The 289-nt window shown below is 54.0% G+C and carries 1 pseudogene; it reads left to right on the top strand.

The window, feature by feature from the left end:
- Window positions 1-289: pseudogene (locus N7568_RS22905) on the top strand (4-hydroxybutyrate CoA-transferase); the annotation flags it as partial.

A 289-nucleotide genomic window follows, 5' to 3' on the forward strand; every position in this document is an offset into this window, starting at 1 on the left:
GTTGATGCGATCGTTGAGAACAACGTCCCACTCATTGAGTTGCCAACACGCTCCGCCAATCCTGAAGATGAAGCAATCAGCAACATAATCGCCGGACTGGTCCAGGATGGTGCCTGCCTGCAGATGGGGGTAGGCGCCTTGCCTAATCTTGTCTGCGCTGCTCTGCGGGAAAGAAATGATCTCGGTATTCATACCGAGGCGCTGAACCCCGGATTGGTCGAACTGGTCAGGTCTGGAGTGGTGACGAACCGGCGAAAAAGTATTGACCGTGGCAAGTCAGTGTTTACCT

This window comes from Paenarthrobacter aurescens (genome assembly GCF_025421775.1).
Taxonomy (GTDB): Bacteria; Actinomycetota; Actinomycetes; order Actinomycetales; family Micrococcaceae; genus Arthrobacter; species Arthrobacter aurescens_B.